We start from the raw sequence: 19,400 nt of genomic DNA, 5'->3' as shown, positions 1-19,400 counted from the left end.
CGCCAGAACCGCCGCTGCCGGCGCACGCCCTCAACCTCCCCCTGCCGCCCCAACACCAACCGCAATGCCCCGTCCACCGCCGTGTCATGCACCGCCAGCCCATGCCGCTGATAACGCTCCATCACCTGCACATGCGGGTGCCCGAAGCTGTTGTTTCGCCCTCGCGAAATCAATACCCCACGCGGTGCGGTCGCACGGATGAACGCCTCGGTGGACGAACTGCGGCTGCCATGGTGTGGTGCCTGCAACCAGTCGATACGCGGCGTTTCAGTGTCCGCCAGCCAGGCCCGTTCGGCAGCAGCTTCAATATCCCCCGACAGCAGCAAGCGCTCGCCCTGCGCCTCGACCAGCAGCACGCAAGAGCGGTCGTTGCTGCTTTGACCACCCGACCAGTGCCATAGCGAAAAGCGCACGCCATCCCAGTTCCATTGTTCGCCACTGGCACAAGGCTGCAATGGAACATCATCCAGCGCTTCACCACCGATCATCCGCCTGACCGGCACACCACGCTGAATGGCCCCGGCCCCGCCCGCATGGTCGGCATGCGCATGGCTGATCACCATCAGGTCAAGGCTGCCCACCCCCAGCTTACGCAAGGTCGGCAGCACCACCCGCTCGCCCAGGTCGCTTTCGCCTCTGGCTGGCCCGGCGTCGTACAGCAGGTTGTGATGCCGGGTACGCACCAACACCGCCAGCCCCTGGCCAACGTCCAGCTGCCAGACCTCGACCTGCCCAAGCGGCACCGGCTCCCTGGGCACCCACAGTGCCAGCAGCATCACCCCACCCAACCCGCGCAACGGCACACCACGGGGCAGCAAAATCAACAGCGCGCCCAGACACACCAGCAGCCAGGCCCACAGTGGCAAGGCCGGCGGCACCCATGCCGGGCGCTGCTGCGCCACCAGCGCCAGCAGCCGGAACAGCCCATCCAGCAGGCCACCCGCCAGCCACAGCAGCGCCTCCCCTACCCCGCCCAGCGGCAGCAACAACGTACCCAGCAACGCCAACGGCAACACCGCCAGGCTGACCCACGGCACCGCTACAAGGTTCGCCAGCGGCGCACTCAGGCTCACCGGCAAGCCTGTAGCCAACAGCACCGGTAGCAAACCAATGGCAATTACCCATTGCGCGCGCGTCCAGGCCTGCCAGGGCCGCCAACCGCCCAAACGGGCACTGAAGCAATAGATGAGCGTGGTCACGGCGGCAAACGACAGCCAGAACCCAGGCAGCAGCGCCGCCAGCGGCTCGACCAGCAGCACCGCGACCAGCGCCAGCAATAGCGGCAGCATCGCACCGAGGTGTCGAAAGCGCAGACGCCAGAGCAGCACTACCGCCAGCATCAGACAGGCACGCTGCACCGGCACACCCGCACCGGCCAGCCAGCCGTACGCCAGCGCCGCCGCCATGGCCAGGCCACATGCCCAGGGCAGCCACGGCAACCGGGCGGGCCACAGCCCCCAACGTGCCAGCCCGGCGACCAGGCCATACAGCAAACCGGCCACCAGGCCGATGTGCTGGCCAGAGATCACCAGCAGGTGCACCGTGCCGGTGGCCTGCAGCGTCTGCCAGTCCTCCCGGGCCAGGCCGGCACCGTCACCAAGCACCAGTGCCACCAACGCGGCCTGCCGGCCATTGGCCTCGACCGCCAGCAAGCGCTGGCGCAGCGCATCGCGCCAACCACCGGTTACCGGCGCCAGCAACTGCCCGGTTTTTACCGTACCGGTGGCGCCCACCCGCCGCGCCAGCAGTTGCGCCTCGCGGTCGGGCCCATGTGGGTTGAGCAGCCCGGCCGGGCGCTGCAAGGTCACGGCCAGCCGCCACTGCTCGCCTGCCCGCAGCTGCGGGCCGTCGAACCAGCTCAGTTGCAGGCGCTGGGGCAGTTCGGCCCGCCGCGAGCGTGCTGCCTCCAGTTCAAAGCGCACGCCTTGCGCCGCTCGGGATGGCAAGCCGACCACCCGCCCCTCCAGCCACAAGGTACGGCCATCCAGGCCGGCAGCCAGGCGATCATCAAGGGCCTGCTGAGCTGACCAGCACGCCCAACACAGGCCCAGCAGAAAACAGCCAATCGGCCAAACGCGGGTAAACAGGCTGACGACAGCGCAGGCAGCCAGCGCTATCAACCAGCCGACCGATGGCAATGCGGGGAGAAGGCCCAGGCACAACAGCCCGAGCGCGAGCGCAAACATCCCTGTGCGCATGAGGTAGAGCTCCAGAAGGTAAATCACCCCCTGAGGCATAGCTCAATTGCCGGCAAAGCTTGCTCAACAATTGTCACAAACTCTAAACGAGACTGAGCAGGATTAAGGGCATACTGCCCTGATCAACGCTCCGGGAGCCTACATGCCGCGCCGACTTTTCAAACGCTACATGCCGGACCCGACCAGCATTCGGGAACACAAGTCCTTACGCTTTTTCGGCAAGTTGCTGCACGACCCCAACCTCTGGCACCTGAACCGCCATTCGGTGGCACGGGCCATGGGCGTGGGCCTGTTCGCGGCCTTGATCCCGATCCCCATGCAGATGCTGCTGGCGGCGGCGCTGGCAATCCCGGTACGTGGCAACTTGCCAATCGCGGTCAGCCTGGTGTGGCTGACCAACCCGCTGACCATGCCGCCGGTGTTCTTCGTCACCTACATGACCGGCGCCTGGCTGATGCAGGTGCCGCCGCGCACCCTGCCCGACGAACTGACCTTCGAGTGGATCACCGACCAGCTTGCCACCGTGTGGCAGCCGTTCCTGCTGGGTTCGGTGGTGTGCGGGGTGGTGCTGGGCATCGCTGCCTACTTCACCACCCTGCTGTACTGGCGCTGGTGGATTGGCCGGCAGTGGCGCCGGCGCAAGCTCAGATGTTCACAACAGGGCTCATGCCCGCATGCCGCGGCCGCTGACCAGCAGGCGGATGCACAACGTGTAGAGCACTGCAGTGGCCACCAGCATGAAGGTGATCGCCGTACCAATGCTGATATCCGACACCCCTAGGATGCCGTAGCGGAACGAGTTCACCATGTGCAGCACCGGGTTGGCCAGCGACACGGTCTGCCAGAATGGCGGCAGCAGGTTGATCGAGTAGAACACCCCGCCCAGGTAGGTCAGCGGCGTCAGCACGAAGGTCGGAATGATCGAAATATCGTCGAAGTTGCGCGCAAACACGGCGTTGACGAAGCCCAGCAGCGAAAAGATGGTAGCCGTCAGTAGCACCACGACCACGGTCACACCCAGGTGATGCACCTGCAGGTCGGTGAAGAACATCGACAGGATGGTCACGATCACACCCACCGCCAGACCGCGCAGCACGCCGCCCAGCACATAGCCGACGAGAATGGTGTGCGGTGACACCGGCGACACCATCAGTTCTTCGATCGAGCGCTGGAACTTGCTGCCGAAGAAGCTCGACACCACGTTGCCGTAGGAGTTGGTGATCACCGACATCATGATCAGCCCCGGCACGATGTACTGCATGTAGGTGAAGCCACCCATGTCGCCGATCTGCCGGCCGATCAGGTTACCGAAAATGACGAAGTACAGCACCATGGTGATCGCCGGCGGTAGCAATGTTTGCGGCCAGATGCGCAAGAAGCGCCGCACTTCGCGGTAGACGATGGTGTTCAGGGCGACCCAGTTGGTGCGCAGTTCCACACTCATACGGCCACCTTCGACAGGTTTTTTTCCACCAGGGACACGAACAGCTCCTCGAGTCGGTTGGTCTTGTTGCGCAGGCTCTGCACCTCGATGTTCTGCAGCGCCAGCTGGCCGAACAGCGCGGTAATGCCAATGTCCTTTTCCACTTGCACCTCAAGGGTGTGCGGGGTCAGCAGCCGGCACGGGTAGCCTTGCAGCACCGGCGCGCTGGCCAGGTCCTGCTTGATGTCGAGCACGAAGGTTTCCACATGCAGTTTGCCCAGCAACTGGCGCATGCTGGTGTTCTCGACGATGGTGCCGTGGTCGATGATGCCGATGTTGCGGCACAACTGCTCAGCCTCCTCCAGGTAGTGGGTGGTGAGGATGATGGTGATGCCTTTCTGGTTCAGCTCGGTGAGGAAGCTCCACATCGAACGGCGCAGCTCGATGTCCACACCTGCGGTGGGTTCGTCGAGGATCAGCAGACGCGGCTCGTGAATCAGGGCGCGGGCAATCATCAAACGGCGCTTCATGCCGCCCGACAACGAACGCGACTGCACATCACGCTTGTCCCACAGGCCCAACTGGGTCAGGTACTGCTCGGCGCGTTCCTTGGCCAGCTTGGGCGGGATACCGTAGTAGCCGGCCTGGGTCACGACGATGTCGAAGGTTTTCTCGAACTGGTTGAAGTTGAATTCCTGCGGTACCACGCCCAGGCAGCGCTTCAGCGCTGAAGGCTCGCGGTCCAGGTCATGGCCGAACACGTTCACCGTGCCGCTGGTCTTGTTCACCAGGGTGGAGAGGATGCCGATGGTGGTGGATTTGCCGGCGCCGTTGGGGCCGAGCAAGGCGAAGAAGTCGCCTTCGGCAACATCGAGGTCGATGCCTTTGAGGGCCTGGAAGCCGTTGCCGTAGGTCTTGGTGAGCTGTCGGATGGACAGGGCGGAACTCATAGCGGGTCACTTACCGAGGAAAAAGGTGCAGGACACGCCAGGTAAAGTCACTGGCGTAGTGAGTGCGGCCAATGGTGCAAGGCCAAGCCGCACAAGTACAGTCACATCTATTGATAATGACTATCGAAGCAGGGTCAGGTGAGCGCGGTCATCACCGCAGCCTGGTAGGCCGGGCGTTGTTTCAGGCGTTCATACCAGGCTTCCAGATGGTACATGGCCGGGCGCTCGATGGGCATTTCGAACCAGGCATAGATGAAGCTACCCAGTGGGATGTCGCCCATGCCGATCTGGTCCCCGGACAGGTATGGGTGTTTGGCCAGGGTTTCATCGGCAATGGCCAAAAGCTGGGCGCACTGCTTGTGCGCGGCGTTGATCGCCACCCAGTCGCGCTGGTCTTCCGGCGTGCGCAGCAGGCCCCAGAACAGCGGACGGAACGGTGCGGCAAAGGACGAGGTGGTCCAGTCCATCCACTTGTCGGCGAGGGCGCGCTGGCGCGGATCTTCAAGGTACCAGCCCTGCTCGGCGCCATACTCGGCGCACAGGTAGCGGACGATGGCGTTGGACTCCCACAGCGTCAGGTCGCCGTCTTCGAGCATGGGGACCAGGCCGTTGGGGTTGCGGGCGCGGTAGTGCGGCTCGTTGACCACACCGAAGGCGCCACCGGCGTCGATGGACTCGAAATCAAGGCCCAGCTCCTGGGCAATCCACAGTGCCTTGCGCACATTGCTCGAATTCTTGCGGCCCCAGATCTTCAGCATGGCAACGTCCTTATGAAATGCGGTGGTGGTGCAGTCTACTCCAGACCTTCGCCGCCTGTACCGGCCCTTTCGCGGGCATGCCCGCTCCCACAGGAAGACCGGTGGTTTGAAGATTGTGATGATCCTGTGGGAGCGGGCTTGCCCGCGAAGAGGCCGGTACAGGCGAACAATGAACTGAAACTCCCACCGCCACACCCTGTCACTGTTCTGACCCTGCCGTTTACAGCGTTGCGTCTAAGCTGTCTGGGACGGCTCAAGCCCCCTGGTTCCAAGGAGGACCGATTATGTTGCTGTTGTGGTTGGTAGTGCTGGTGATTGGCGCGGCGTACCTCACGCACCGGCGCCTGGCGCCCTTGCAGATTCTCGGCATCATGGCGGCCTATGTGCTGCTGATGGGCATTTTCAGCAGTGCGCCCGGCTGGCTGCTGGCTGTGATCTGGATCGTACTGGCCTTGAAGATCGCCCTGGTTGCGCTCCCGGAGTGGCGCCGCAAGGTGTTCACCGGCCCGGTGTTCAGCTGGTTCCAGCGCACCCTGCCGCCCATGTCGCAAACCGAGCGCGAAGCGATCGATGCCGGCACGGTCTGGTGGGACGGCGAACTGTTCAGCGGCCGCCCCGACTGGCGCACCTTGCTGGCCTACCCGGCACCGAAGCTGACCGAAGAGGAACAGGCCTTCATCGACGGCCCCACGGAAGAGCTGTGCGCCATGGTCAGCGACTGGCAGATCGGCCAGGACCTGGACCTGCCGCCCGAAGCCTGGGACCACATCAAGCAGCATGGCTTCTTCGCCCTGATCATCCCCAAGGAATACGGCGGCAAAGGCTTCTCTGCCTACGCCCACTCGCAGGTGGCGATGAAACTGGCCACACGCAGCGGCGACCTGGCTTCCACGGTGATGGTGCCCAACTCCCTGGGCCCGGCCGAACTGCTTCTGCACTATGGCACCGATGAACAACGCAACCACTACCTGCCACGCCTGGCCCGCGGCGACGAAATCCCCTGCTTCGCCCTGACCGGCCCATTGGCCGGCTCCGATGCCGGCGCCATGCCCGACACCGGCATCATCTGCAAGGGCCAGTGGAATGGCGAAGAAGTGCTGGGGCTGCGCCTGAACTGGGAAAAACGCTACATCACCCTGGGCCCGATCGCTACCCTGCTGGGCCTGGCCTTCAAGGCCTACGACCCGGACCACCTGCTGGGCGAAGAGGAAGAACTGGGCATCAGCCTGGCGCTGATCCCTACCGACACGCCCGGTGTCGAAATCGGCAAACGCCACCTGCCGCTGGGCGCCGCCTTCATGAACGGCCCCAACAGCGGCAAAGACGTGTTCGTGCCGCTGGACTTCCTCATCGGCGGCCAGGCCATGCTTGGCAAGGGCTGGATGATGCTGATGAACTGCCTGTCGGTGGGCCGTTCGATTTCCCTGCCGGCGGTCGGCACCGGCGCTGCCAAGTACACCAGCCTGGTCACCGGCCAGTACGCGAACATACGCGAGCAATTCAACGTGCCGCTGGCGGCCTTCGAGGGCATCCAGGAATCGCTGGCACGCATCGGCGGCAACGCCTGGCTGATGGACAGCGCCCGCCTGCTGACCGCCAAGGCCGTGGACCTGGGCGAAAAGCCCTCGGTGCTGTCGGCAATCCTCAAGTACCACCTGACCGAGCGGGGCCGCGAATGCATCCAGCACGCCATGGATGTGCACGGTGGCAAGGGCATCATCATGGGCCCCAACAATTACCTGGGTCGCAACTGGCAAGGGGCGCCGATCTTTATCACGGTCGAGGGTGCCAACATCCTTTCACGCAACCTGATGATCTTCGGCCAGGGCGCCATCCGCTGCCATCCGTTCGTACTGAAGGAAATGGCTTTGGCTGGGCGTGAGGACCGTGACCAGGCGCTGAAGGAATTCGACGAACTGCTGATGAAGCACATCATGTTCGCCGCCGGCAACGCGGCCAGCACGCTGATATTCAACCTGGGGCTCGGGCGCTTCGAGCCGGTGCCTGGGGACACCTTGAGCCAGGGTTACTTCCGTGCCCTCAATCGCCAGGCTGCCGCCTTCGCCCTGCTGGCCGACTTGTCTATGATGCTGCTGGGTGGTGCGCTGAAGCGTCGCGAACGCCTGAGTGCGCGCCTGGGCGATGTGCTCAGCTACCTGTACCTGTCCAGCGCCGCGCTCAAGCGCTATCACGACCTGGGCTCGCCCGAGCATATGCAGCCACTGCTGCGCTGGGCCATGGAAGAAAGCCTGGGCCAGGCGGAAAAGGCGCTGGACCGGCTGCTCGACAACTTCCCCAACCGGTTTGTCGGTTGCGCACTGCGCGTGCTGGTATTCCCCTTCGGTCGCCGTCACACCGGACCAAGCGATGAACTGGATGCCGAGGTGGCGGCGCTGATCGGCCGCAGCAAGGGCGACCCGGCGCTGGAGGAGTTGCTCGCCGGCTGCTTCCGGCCGCAGGCCGAGGGTGACCCGGTGGCAACATTGCAACGGGCCTGCAACCTGCTGGACGACGCTGCGCCATTGCACAAAGTGCTGCATCAGGCGATCAGGGAGGGCAAGGTACAGCCAGCACCTGGGCAGTCGGCCATCGATGCAGCAGTTCAGAGTGGTGCACTGCAAGTCGAAGAGGGACAACGCCTGCATGCAGCCGAACAGGCACGCAGGGCCGTGATCGATGTGGATGCATTCGACAAGGAGCAATTAATGCCTGAACAAGGCAAGGTGCGCTGAATGCAGGGGGCCGTTTTGCGGCCCCCTGCCCAGCGGCGTATACTCCGCCCCCCGTTTCAACCACCTCAAGGACCCTCCACATGGCCAACCCCCACCTGGAATACCACCTGCAACTGCTGAACCACCTGCGCACCATCCTGGTGGCCTTGGGTGAAGCCGATCAGGTACCGGAGGAAAGCCACACCCTGTTCCTCGAACGCTTCGATGAGTTGCTGACGCTGCTGCCGCAGGACCCGCTGCAAAGCCAGTACCTGGGCCAGGACCTGATCTGCCAGGTCATCCAGCGCTACCCCCAGATCGCCCACCTGGTGCCCCGCGACCTGCTGTGGTTCTTTGGCGGTGATTGCCTTCACTTCATGCCCGACGAAGAGCTGGACCTCTATCAAACGCTCGAAGAGCGCCGATACAGCGCGGAACAAAGCGGCGAACCATTCGATTGGCACATGGAAAAACAACTACTGGGTACGGGCCAAGGCTGATGAACGGCTACGCGAAGGGCATCTTCTGCACGGCCTTGGTTAATCATTCCCGTTGCAACCTCTGCGCCAGCGAAGCGGAGAAGAAGGGCACTGGCACAATTGTCAATGCATAGCGCCATTCAGTCTGGTCACGCAGGTCCTCGGCCATGACCACGGTGATCGAGTCTATGCCGGCTGATCCCGGGATGAAATGACCGTCATCCGTAACCGAACCGTCACCGGTCACGATGTGCCACTTCACATCGTCGGGGGGCAGCACCCGCTCCCCACCATCACGATGTATAAAGCAACTCGTCAGGTAAAGCTGCCCGTTTTTCTCTTGAAACCTGATGAAGTGGGTGGGCGGCACGAGGGTGACTAGAAAAACCCCCTGCGCACTGCCTTGAGTACCACTGGCAGTTACCCGATCAACGCGTACAGGTAAATCAATACCGGTCCGATAGGCTGCGGGAATGAAAGTCTCACTGTTTTCATTGAACATGGCCTGGGGGTCGAATTTTGTAGGCGGGACGTAAAAAACACCTCCATTGCGATCAATGGTCCCTTTTGCTTCACCCTCAACTTGCCAAGTCGAAGGATTTTGCAACTCGCCAACAAGCTGCAGCGGCTCCTTTTGGGCTCCAATCTTGACAATTGCCAGCTGTGGAAAAATGGCCGATCTTACGGCTGCCCTGGCAGCCGGCGGCACTGCACTGTCGATGGAAGGGAGAAGATTGGCACTGTATTTTGCTACATATCGCGTACCGTCCCGTTTCCACTCGTTCAGTGAAAAAGTTCCAGGTGGCATGACCACATCGACAATCCACCTGGCCTGCCCCTCACTAACCCCGCTTAACAACGGTGCCGTGCCGAGCATCGGAAATGCAGCGTTTTCAACTGGCGTTTCATGTATCGGCTGCGCCTGCTCGGCTTGCCTGAGTGACTGTGGTCGCTTATAAAATGTCACGGTATCAACATTCGATCTGGAACTGAAATACCCATACAATTGTAAAGCTTCGGCTGCACTTTCTTCGGACGATAGACGCCACAGCGTAACCGATTTAGTTTGCTCGTAATACTTTTGCAAATCCGCTGGCACGGGCCGCGTGCTTTTAGTGTCGTAGTCATAAAAAGACAAGTACTCCACTCCGGACCACCGCAGCTTAACCCATCGATCCTGAGGGTCGCCTCCATTATAGAACAGGTGAGAATTGTCCCGATGCGGTTCAATCCTTAACTCGCCATTCATAGGTATTTGTGTCTGAATCCGAATTATTTGCTTCACACCAACGCTGCTTTCCTTGCGTGTACGTGCCTCCGCAAAAGCCGGCAAACCCAGTACCACATGTACCCGACTACTAATACCTGACAGCCGTAGACCGAGGTGGGAATAAGTGGTGATCACGGTTTTCCATACGCCGGAAACTAATTCTTCAGGCGCAACCATTGCCTCGTCCGCTCCTGCACGTTGCTGCATGAACCTCCACCAGGGAAACCCCTCAGCAGGTGGCGCATCCAGTTTGAAAGTGTACGAGGCTTCAACCTCTGCTTCGCCACTGCCCGCTTCCCCCTTCTTTTTCATTTTACCGTGCTTCCAGGGTGTAATGACCTAGCCAGAAAAACACCTCAGGCTTTAACGGTAAACTGACATTTTTGCCAGTAGACACGTCTTTCACTGCCCGCCATGCTCATTACTGTGCATTCAAAATTGGCCTGTCCAATACGCCCTGTTGAATCGAACAGCGGGTGAATGCAGTACCGCAAACACGTTAATCCCGAGATGTTTGTTATTGGCGAGGCCTGCAGTCTTGAAAGCTGATCACGATAGAAGCTCAGACTTTTCCTACATATCTTACCAGGACGCGCCTTTAGCATACGCACGCCAATCAAGCCCCTGAATTATTTGGTAAACGTATAGCCTCGGCCTGACAACCACCCGGAGTTCACATGAAAAAAGCATTACTTGCCCTTGCCTTGGGCATCACCAGTTCTACCACGTTCGCCGCTACAGTCGGCACTGGATCGATCCACTTCTACGGCAGAATTGATTCAGGTACCTGCCCGATCGAGATCATTGACCCGGTCACCGGCAACCCGGAGAGCGGCAACCGTATCCTCATGGGTAATGTCGACGCTTCGCAGTTCAAGGCTGCCAACGATGAAGCCGCTGCCCGCTCTTTCGGCATGCGCATCACCCCAGGCGGCGGCTGCACCGTCAGCCCTGGTGACGTAGCCAACCTGACCTTCACTGGCGCCTTTGGCGGTGCAGGCACTGGTGGAACCCTGTATGCGCTCGAATCCGGCGGCGCGACGAACCTGGCCTTGACCCTCAAGGACAATACGGGCGATCCGATCGCCAATGGCTCGACTTCCAAGGACTATCCACTGGACGAGACCCAGCCAACCATAATGCTCTTCAGTGCTGCCTATAAATCGACAGCCGCGGCAGTGACTGCTGGCGCAGCAAATACCAGCGTGCAGTTCGTCGTCGATATTCCTTGAACGACGCCCCTCGGGCGCACACCCTGCGCCCGGGAGCTTGTCTCCCTCTCCAAAGGTAATGCCAGATGAAAAATCACCTGCGCCGCCTTGCCTTGGGTGCCTGCCTGGCAGCTACCTTGTCACCCGCACAGGCAGCATTGACCGTCAGTACCACGCGCATTGTTTTCGACAGCGACAAGCGCAGCACATCCGTAGTTATCGCCAACCCCAGCCCGCGCCCCTACGCAGTGCAAACCTGGATAAACACCAGCAAGGACGATACCGATACACCAGTGCCACTGGCCACCTCCCCCGGGCTGTTCCGGCTGGACCCGCGCAAGGAACAGATGGTGCAGATCAGCCGCTTGCCGAACACGCTGCCCAAAGACCGGGAAACGTTGTTTTACCTGAATGTTCAGGAAATACCGGAGGCCAACCCCGAGCAAGCGAACGTGCTCAGCATTGCGCTGCGCACCCGCCTCAAACTCTTCTACCGCCCCAGCGAAATCAAGGGGCGGCCCGCCGACCGTGCTGGCGAGCTGCAGTGGTCTGTGCGCCAAAACGCAGGGCGGGTGCAATTGGTGGTGGATAACCCGACACCCTATTACTACACATTCGGCCGCCTGGAAGTCACTGCTGCCGGCGGGACCGAAGCCCTCCAGGCCAAGGCCATGGCACCGCCGTTCGCACAGCAGGCCTACGACCTGAAACAGCTCAGGTCGGCCAACGGGCTGCAGCTGACCTATACCACCATCAATGATTACGGCGTGGCCACCTCCGCGGTGCAAACGCCACTGTCACTTCGCCCTTGAATGAGGCCAGCCGTGCTGGTTGCACAGTCAACACCTGATCGGGCCGCATAGGGCCCGATTCGCGTTGTTGCCGCAAGCATTCGGCATGAGTGACATCGGCGTCCTGCATGACTGAACGATCATGGAGCAACTTATGAGAAACATTCTTCTTGCGCTGGGACTGGGCATGACCAGCGCCACCACATTTGCCGCGACGGTCGCCACCGGCTCGGTTCACTTCGTTGGCAACGTCGATTCTGGCACCTGCGCGGTCGAGATCATCGACCCCTCAACCGGTCAGGTCGTCAGTCGAATCTTCATGGGCAACGTCAATGCTGCGCAGTTCAAGCAACCCGATGACGAGGCGGCCAATCGGGCTTTCGGTTTGCGCCTCACCCCGGGTGCCGGCTGCATACTCATACCCGGTGCCAGCGCTACTGTAACCTTCACCGGCAAGTACGGCGGCGCAGGTGCTGCCGGTACGCTGTACGCCCTGGCGCCCGGTGGCAGCACGGGCCTGGCATTGATAATCAAGGATGACCTGGGCACCCCGATAAGCCCCACCGTGCCGTCCCGGCCTTACCCGCTGCATGATACCAAGCCCACCGATATGCTGTTCTCTGCCGCGTACAAGGCCACTTCGGCCAGTGTTACCGCTGGTTACGCCAATGCCGATATCAGCTTCAACGTAGATATACCGTAGGCGCGGCCGCCGCCGCCCGACAGCGAATTGACCCTATGCCCCGCATCGAAAGATGCGGGGCATTTTCATGCCTTGCATTCCTGGCTGCTTCAGGTCCCGCAGGTGGCAGCTAATGCGCGCCGTTCAAAGCAAAAGGGCCGCAAAGCGGCCCTGTTTAGCGGTTGTGGAGGAGGTTGCAAGCGCCCTCCTCCCCCTAGCAGAATTTCAACTATCCTGGCTGGCCAGGCGATCCAACGCATCGTAACCGTAGCCTGCGACGGTGCCGTCCAACAGTTCGACACTGGCCAGACGGCCCAATGGATCGTAGCTCAAGCCCCTGCCCTGCTCATCACTGATCATGTTCCCGTCCGGGTCATACTTCAGCGTTACCGGTGCCGGATAGTCTGCATGCGTGTTTTCTATACCGGTCAATTGCGCAGGGTCAGCTTCGTTTTCGAACAGATAGGTGGCTTCGTTACTTTCCTGCTTGCCCCCAGCGCCGTCGAACGCAGTGTACACCCAGGTAATATTGTCGATCCTGTCGAACAAAAACTGCTGTTCGCGGATGGTTTTGCCGCAAGGATCCTGCGGTGCCAGAGGCCCTGTGCAGGTGTAACCCTCAAGTCGACCACGCAGGTCGTAGTCGTATTTTTCCTCGCGCAGAGTCTCACCGCCTTCGCTCAGTACACGCAGCGTGAGCTGGTCCAGCGCGCTGTATGCCTGAGTGAGTTCCTGGACACTGTCCGGGAACGTGAAACGGCGAAGCTTTTCCCTTCCCACGTCATCATATTCAAGCTCGGTGAGCAGCCATTGCACGCACGCTGCTTCATCTTCACCCTCGACCCCGTCGCACGTCTTGTAGCTTTTGAGATTACCCAGTTCGTCGTAGCTGAACGTGGTCGACAACCCGCCCAACCAGGTTTTCTCCAGGCGCCCCGCCGTATCGTACTTGTAATGTTGCGTCTGCCCGAGCACGTCTTCATACGTCAGTGCACGGCCCTGCAAGCTGGCACCGTAGGTCATGCTCCAGGATTCGCTGCCGACTGTTCGGGTTTCCAGCTTGAGCTCGCCAGTGCTGAAGTAATCACGGGTCAGTTCCTGGCCCGGCTCACCACAATAGGTAAGGCGCGCGTTCTTGCGATCGTAGGTGTAGTTTTCTACCACTGCAGCCTTCTGGGTCTGCCCTGGCTGGGGCAGCACGCGGCGAACCTCAGGTTGATCGGTCAGCTGCAGCGTGTAGTCGTACTCGATCTCTCTGTTGGCTGGCGTGCGCACTTTCCAAGGTTTGCTCTGCCCCTTCTCGTGGTACATGACACGCTTGCGACCGCCCGTGATGGATACGGTCATGCGGTCCAGCCCATCGAACGTTTGCTCGCCCAGAACCGCGCCATTCACCGCTATCTTCACAGGCAGGTCTGCGCTGCTGTGCGGCGCGTAGTCCCGGTGCACGACGCTTCTGTCGGCCAGGGTATGGTCGACAAGGCGACCGAAGGCATCGTAGGCGTTGCTGATAACCGCGTTACGCCCATCGATTTCCCGAACGGTGCGGCCCAGGCCATCATAAAAGTACTGATGTTTGCTAAGCACCGTGTTCTCGCGGTCGAAACGCTGCACAACGTCCGGTTGCTCGAAGAGGTTCAGGTAGGCCACGGTTTTGCCTTGAGTAAGCTCGCCGTCCTTCGATTCACTCCAGCTGGTCTGAATCGGCAAATTGCGCGACTCCGCCGTGCCGATCGGGTCGTTCTGCGTATGATGCTGTACGTCGTCCGGGCCGATTTCACAGCAGCGCTGGCCCCAGTTGTCGTAGAGATACTGGGTACGAAGCGGGAATTGCTCACTCCCGAACCAGTCATGGTCGGTTTCTTCAAGCAACTGGCCAAGCGCATCGTAGTGCGCCTCGTAGCGCACTCGGAATGTTTCCTGCTTCAGGCTATCTTCGGCGTCGGCATCATGACGCTTCTCGACCACAACCCGGTTAAGCCCGTCGATCAACGAACGCGTGCTGACGCCCTTGACGTCAATGGAGGTCTGCCAAGCCTGCTGGCCATCACTCCCTACCAGGTAGTACTCGTAATGGCGCGAAGCCATGTACTCAGGATCGTTGGGTGACACCGTCTCGCTGGTCGTGCGGTTAAGCGCGTCATAGGTATACGCGATCTCGATATCAGCGTCGTCCCGGTTGAGCAAAGGCTCGCCGATCAGGATCGAGTCCTTGAGCGTAATGACCTTGAGCGTATTTCGAGGCAACTGGGTGTCGTCATCGTCTCTGCCATGGTCAAAACCTTTGATCGTTTGCTCGGTTACCAGCGCAGGTTCACCCTCGACCACCTCTTTCTTGTAATCGAAGGTTTGCGTGGTCAGATGACCGTTCATGTTCAATGTCTGCTTCAGCGGGCGGCCATGGCGCAGCAGATCAGTCACGGCATCCACTGGCTCGATGCTGGTGACCTGCAGGGGCGGCTGCTCGACGTCACCAACCACTTCACACAGCGTAATCTGCTCTTGCAACAACCAGGTATCAGCCTCGCCACCCACAGTGCCAAGGGCTTGGTAACGGTAGCCAGTACGTAACGTCGGTGCAGGTTTATCGCCTTGCGGCGCCGGGATCTCGGTTGTGTGCTTGAGCGAGCGCTCGAACAGTTGCGGATCAGGTGGGCAGCCGTCCTCGCCTTGCACGGGGTAGAACTCACTCACCACTTGCTGGCCGTTCGGCATAACCTCCTTGATCAGGTTGCCCAAGGTGTTGTAGACCGTTTCACTGACCTCACTACGGAGTTTGCCCGGTTCGGCTGGCAGTTCCCATGACTGGGTGGAGCGCTTGGGCATCTGGAAATTGCCCAACTGGTTGTCGATCGGATCAGCTACGTCGCCATGGTATTCGACAAGCATGCTCTGGACGTGCCCGGCCTGACGCGTAGTCTCAGCTTCCATCAGGTGGAAACGGTTGTACACCCGCTCTACCGTGCGTAATTCAACCTCTTTATCCTCATCATCGAGCCCCCATAAGTGTGCCGTCGACCCATATCTGTAGCAGGGTTGTGCCCTGAAAAGGTTGTCCTGGCCGTCGTTGCTCCAGGTAATGCCACTGTTGTAACCGACAAAATTTCGGTCAAAAGTCTGGCCGCTCTGCGGGTCTGTATAAAGATAGGTGTAAGTCGTTTTCACCAGAGGCTGACCTGCACCAGGGTTTACCACATGGGTAGTGACACGAGGTAGGGCCACACGCTCGCCATTGGTAGGCAAGATATGCCCCGGGTCGCCATTATCGCCGTAAGTGATCTGCTCCACTGCACCAGAAGGCGTATGCAATTTCGTCACACACGACAAACCCAGTACTGTGCCGTATTCAATACGCCAGTTGGCGAGGTCTGGGGTCGGCAGTGTGATCTTGCGTAGTTCACGGTTGGGCATTTCCAGGGAGTAGCGAGCGCGTGGCTGCTTGCTCGGGTCTGCACTTGGATGCACGTCGATCGTCACTGTCGACGTTGTGTAGGCCAGTTTGAGCAGGTGCTGGGTTTCATCATCACTGTCTCGATAACTGATGGATTCCAAATAGCCTGTGCTCAGACCGTAGCCAAGCTCAACCTTGTGGCCGGATGGCGAATAGACTTCAGTAGGCAGGTATACCGGATAGGTACCTGCCTGCTTGGTCAACACCTCCACCAAGCCGGACTTGTGCACAATGCGGTAACAATCCTTGCCTTCCACGGTGTCATCATGGAAGTGAAACGTATCGAGTTTTTTCTCCCGGATTCCCGGCTGCGCGCCGCTGCCGGTCACTTTGAATGTGTCTCCGCTATGCAGCGTCAGCATGTGCGTGCCAGGCACATTTTGGGAAAGGGCCAAGGTCCAGCCTTTGCCAAAACCGGTATCCTCATCATTCAGCGGGCTGAAGAACAGACGCAGTGGTAACTGGGGGCCGGCCAGTTCATTACCGATCAGGGCGGGCAACTCGATGCCCAGTGTATATTGCCCAGTGCGGGGATCCACACTATTTTGAAAGAAACTCTGAAAGTTAAATGCATTGGAATGCACGACGTTATGGCTTGCCATGTTGGCCTCCAAAATAATTCTTAAATTAAGCTCCCTCCCGCGAAGGAGGGAGAAGACGATCAAACGATCAGTAGCAAGCAGTCGCGCACTTGTGCTTCTTTATCCTCACCCTCCGGCACGCCAAAATCGAACACCAACTTATGTTGATTACCTTGCTGGTCAATCAGTTCGATGTTTATGGCATTTCGAAGGTGGGCCTGGTAAGGCAACTGGGTCGAGCGATCATCCCAGAACTGCATGGCATCGGTACGACGCAGGCTGATCATCAACTCGCCAGCCCTGGCCCCCTGAGCAGCGTTGAGCAAGGGAAGCACGTGCTCGCGCTGATGGGCCAGCCGGTACAGCAGGCCATCCATGTACAATCTAAGGTGGTCAGCCTCCGGCTCTTTGAACGGCATGAACTGCAGGCCCGTGTAACTGCAATAATGATCATTCAACTGCTCCGACGCCCAGCGCAGCAAACTCTTGTTAGTCCCTGGCGCGAGGATCATGCTGATAAACTTGCGCGGCTGACCGTTATGAATGACACTTTTGAGTCGCCAGTAGTCCATCGTATTGTCGACATAGATAAAATCATCACCCGCTACCGGTGAATTTTCTGATTCAGCACCGATACGAACACGTTCAAATTCATACTGTTGCCTGGTAAAATTCGGCACCGTTCGACCCGTCACTTTTACCTTGCCGGCTGGCGAGCCATTTGAATATTTCCAGACAAAAGTCTCGGTATTCTGAATACCTGCATAAAGTTCAAGCGTCGTCGCTTGCCGAGTATGAACATAGAAGCGGACACGCCTTTCATTCATAATCATTGCCGGGGCAGCAACCGCGTCAGTTGGCGCAGGGGGATCAACCTTGTTAGGGGCGCGGCTGACAGCCCAGGTAAACCCGGATTCGACGCTGATACCTTCCTCGTCAGTACTCAAGAATGGAAATTCATTGTCCCAGCCTTCCGCCCTCAGCTGCAGCGTGGCCAAGTCTGCGTCCGAGATTTCAACGGGCTGTGCGCCGACATCGCTCGCCTCCACCCTCACTTCTATCTCGACCTGCTGCCAGCCGTTGGCATAACAAGTGTCATGCCCTATCACGTGCAGTGTAAAAGTGGCCAGATCGATCCAGCTGGCCTTGTGCGCCAACGATTCGCTCTGTTGCTGGAATTCCACCATGGCATAGCCGGTGCGGTCGTCGCCGTCATCTGCCATGACCACGCAGACAGGCAGCGTCGAAGCTTCGGGCGGGGTGTAAACCCCCGTGTCTGGGTCGATCTCGCCTTCACCGAATATCTCCCAGCTGATTTTACGGCTGGAATTGCTGACACTGAACGCAATCGGGGTGGCGGATTGCAGCTGTCCAACATGGCCAGGCTCGATCACCAGGTCAGGCGCCCACGCGATAATGACCACAGAACACTTGCTGCTCTTGCCACTGGTCTTGTCGGTTACCACAATGTGTTGAACACGGATGGAGGGCAAAGGTGTGTCAGGCACATTTGGCTTGAACGTCGCTCTACCGCCGCCCAGATCAGTCAAAACACCCTGAGCGTCTTCAAGCAGTTCCCAGAGCACATCACCATCGACACTTTGGGCACGCAGGTCGATGTCGCTCTGACCTTGGACCCAGCTTGCCACGCGCGGGGCGACAATTACCGGCTCCGCCTGCTCCACCACCAGAGCGTGTCGCACACCCTCCCCGGCCCCTTGCGGGTAGCGGGCAGTGACCACCACCAACTGCTGATCCTGGGCAAAACCGCCCGCGCCCCGGGCCGTGTAGGTGCTGCCCTGAAATGCTCCGGATACCGCCGGGCGCAACAGATTGCGTGCTTGCCAGCTTACCGGGCCCGGTGCACCTTGCAGTTTGAAGTCCTGCTGTTGCGCCGCTCGCACGCTGGCAACCCCAGGTTCGACCGCAAGGCTTTTTTCCCCTGGCTGCCAGGCGCCGAAAATAATCCAGTCGTGCGGCTTTTGCGCATCGTTGGCCGAAAACACATGACCACTGGCTAACCGGATTGTATGCAGGACCTCGGGCGGCCCGCCGGCGCCAAGGGTTTCGATGGTCGGGTCGAGAATCAAGGCACCCGGTATGCCGGTGGCTTCTTCAGGAATGGGGTACGGGAAATCGAATGCCGGGTCGGGTTGGCCGCCCGCCTGCACATCAACACCCAACTTCATGAACACCAGGAGTGCACCATCGCCCTCGCGGCCCTTGCCAGGGTCGGCAGCCCAAGGTGCCGCCTGGGTGCGCAGCAAGAGGCGTTCGGGGCTCAAGGGGGCGTAGTCGCGCGTGTCGAAGCGCACGATGCTGTAGCTACGTCGGTAGGCTGGTACGTAGCCAAAGATTTCCTGCAGTTCGCGGCCAAGCGCGCGATTGGCGTAATCGGTCGACCCCAGGTTCGTCGTAACCTCTTCCATGGCCCCCAGGTCAAGTACCACCGAGGTAAAGCGATGGGTCGAACCTTGCTCCAGACGCAGGCTTGCTTGCGCCTGCACCCAGTAGCCCATACCTTCGCTGATGGAAAAGCTCTCAACCACTCGAGCAGGGCGAGCGACTTGCTTGACAGACCGCAAGAAGTCGCCTGCGATTACATTCAGGCGCACCGTTACGTTAGCCGAGGACAGTCGAGTGTTGACGAAGCTGATTTGCGGCTCGCCGAATATCACCCCCTGAAGCGAAACCGAAAGCTGGTTACTTTCGTCGAGGTCGGCTTCCAGCATGAGCGGTTCGACGAAAGTACGCTCCCCAAGCGCTTCAAGAAACTGCTCACGCAGTTCGATGTTCAGCAGTGTGCGTTCAAGTGCGACCACGCCCCCCCATCCGTGACGTACCGTGCCCTTTTTCAGTAGATCGAGCAGTACCTGTTTGGAATGACTGGCCATG

13 protein-coding genes are annotated in these 19,400 nt (G+C 59.9%); 6 read left to right on the top strand and 7 right to left on the bottom strand.

The window, feature by feature from the left end; all coding sequences use genetic code 11:
• On the bottom strand, positions 1 to 2,198 hold a 2,198-nt coding region (locus AK81_RS24825; RefSeq protein WP_043203478.1), incomplete at its 3' end, for a DNA internalization-related competence protein ComEC/Rec2.
• Between the two features lie 142 nt (positions 2,199 to 2,340).
• On the opposite strand from AK81_RS24825, the gene AK81_RS24820 reads away from it, so the two are divergent.
• Entirely contained in the window at positions 2,341 to 2,979 is a 639-nt protein-coding gene (locus AK81_RS24820) for a DUF2062 domain-containing protein (protein ID WP_154100846.1), read from the top strand.
• Here AK81_RS24820 and AK81_RS24815 read toward each other — a convergent pair.
• From AK81_RS24815 to AK81_RS24805, 3 genes are all read right to left on the bottom strand, one after another.
• A complete protein-coding gene (locus AK81_RS24815; protein ID WP_016500910.1) occupies positions 2,863 to 3,642 on the bottom strand; it encodes an ABC transporter permease in 780 nt (259 codons plus the stop codon). The two genes, AK81_RS24820 and AK81_RS24815, sit on opposite strands and share 117 nt — an antisense overlap.
• Positions 3,639 to 4,571, bottom strand: a complete 933-nt coding sequence (locus AK81_RS24810) for an ABC transporter ATP-binding protein (RefSeq protein WP_019473812.1) — start codon at positions 4,569 to 4,571, stop codon at positions 3,639 to 3,641. Before AK81_RS24810 ends, AK81_RS24815 begins: the two co-directional genes overlap by 4 nt.
• 134 nt (positions 4,572 to 4,705) lie before the next feature.
• Positions 4,706 to 5,329 carry a glutathione S-transferase gene (locus AK81_RS24805; protein ID WP_043203476.1) on the bottom strand — a complete coding sequence of 208 codons (624 nt, stop codon included), beginning with the start codon at positions 5,327 to 5,329 and terminating at the stop codon, positions 4,706 to 4,708.
• A 284-nt stretch (positions 5,330 to 5,613) separates the two neighbouring features.
• On the opposite strand from AK81_RS24805, the gene AK81_RS24800 reads away from it, so the two are divergent.
• Both AK81_RS24800 and AK81_RS24795 read left to right on the top strand, forming a co-directional pair.
• The gene (locus AK81_RS24800; protein WP_043203474.1) at positions 5,614 to 8,061 is read left to right on the top strand and encodes an acyl-CoA dehydrogenase; all 2,448 of its coding nucleotides are present in this window, start codon (positions 5,614 to 5,616) and stop codon (positions 8,059 to 8,061) included.
• Between the two features lie 80 nt (positions 8,062 to 8,141).
• Positions 8,142 to 8,540 (top strand): PA2817 family protein, encoded by a 399-nt coding sequence (locus AK81_RS24795; RefSeq protein ID WP_043203472.1) that lies wholly within the window; start codon positions 8,142 to 8,144, stop codon positions 8,538 to 8,540.
• Positions 8,541 to 8,583: 43 nt separating this feature from the next.
• Here the strand turns inward: AK81_RS24795 and AK81_RS24790 are convergent, their stop codons facing one another.
• Complete coding sequence (locus AK81_RS24790) at positions 8,584 to 10,101, bottom strand: hypothetical protein (protein WP_043203471.1); 1,518 nt, start codon at positions 10,099 to 10,101, stop codon at positions 8,584 to 8,586.
• A gap of 365 nt (positions 10,102 to 10,466) precedes the next feature.
• Between AK81_RS24790 and AK81_RS24785 the strand changes: the two genes are divergently transcribed.
• From AK81_RS24785 to AK81_RS24775, 3 genes are all read left to right on the top strand, one after another.
• Entirely contained in the window at positions 10,467 to 11,021 is a 555-nt protein-coding gene (locus AK81_RS24785; RefSeq protein WP_043203470.1) for a fimbrial protein, read from the top strand.
• A gap of 65 nt (positions 11,022 to 11,086) precedes the next feature.
• Complete coding sequence (locus tag AK81_RS24780; protein WP_043203469.1) at positions 11,087 to 11,812, top strand: fimbrial biogenesis chaperone; 726 nt, start codon at positions 11,087 to 11,089, stop codon at positions 11,810 to 11,812.
• A gap of 133 nt (positions 11,813 to 11,945) precedes the next feature.
• Positions 11,946 to 12,494 (top strand): fimbrial protein, encoded by a 549-nt coding sequence (locus AK81_RS24775; RefSeq protein ID WP_043203468.1) that lies wholly within the window; start codon positions 11,946 to 11,948, stop codon positions 12,492 to 12,494.
• Positions 12,495 to 12,698: 204 nt separating this feature from the next.
• On the opposite strand, the gene AK81_RS24770 is transcribed toward AK81_RS24775, so the two are convergent.
• The gene (locus tag AK81_RS24770) at positions 12,699 to 16,526 is read right to left on the bottom strand and encodes an RHS repeat domain-containing protein (RefSeq protein WP_050491944.1); all 3,828 of its coding nucleotides are present in this window, start codon (positions 16,524 to 16,526) and stop codon (positions 12,699 to 12,701) included.
• Between the two features lie 59 nt (positions 16,527 to 16,585).
• Positions 16,586 to 19,399 (bottom strand): hypothetical protein, encoded by a 2,814-nt coding sequence (locus AK81_RS24765; RefSeq protein WP_043203466.1) that lies wholly within the window; start codon positions 19,397 to 19,399, stop codon positions 16,586 to 16,588.
• Position 19,400: the final 1 nt, after the last annotated feature.

This window comes from Pseudomonas putida W15Oct28 (assembly GCF_000708715.2).
Classification (GTDB): Bacteria; Pseudomonadota; Gammaproteobacteria; order Pseudomonadales; family Pseudomonadaceae; genus Aquipseudomonas; species Aquipseudomonas putida_R.
The sequence above is the reverse complement of the archived record's forward strand: the minus strand, read 5'-3'. Positions and strand labels throughout refer to the sequence as shown.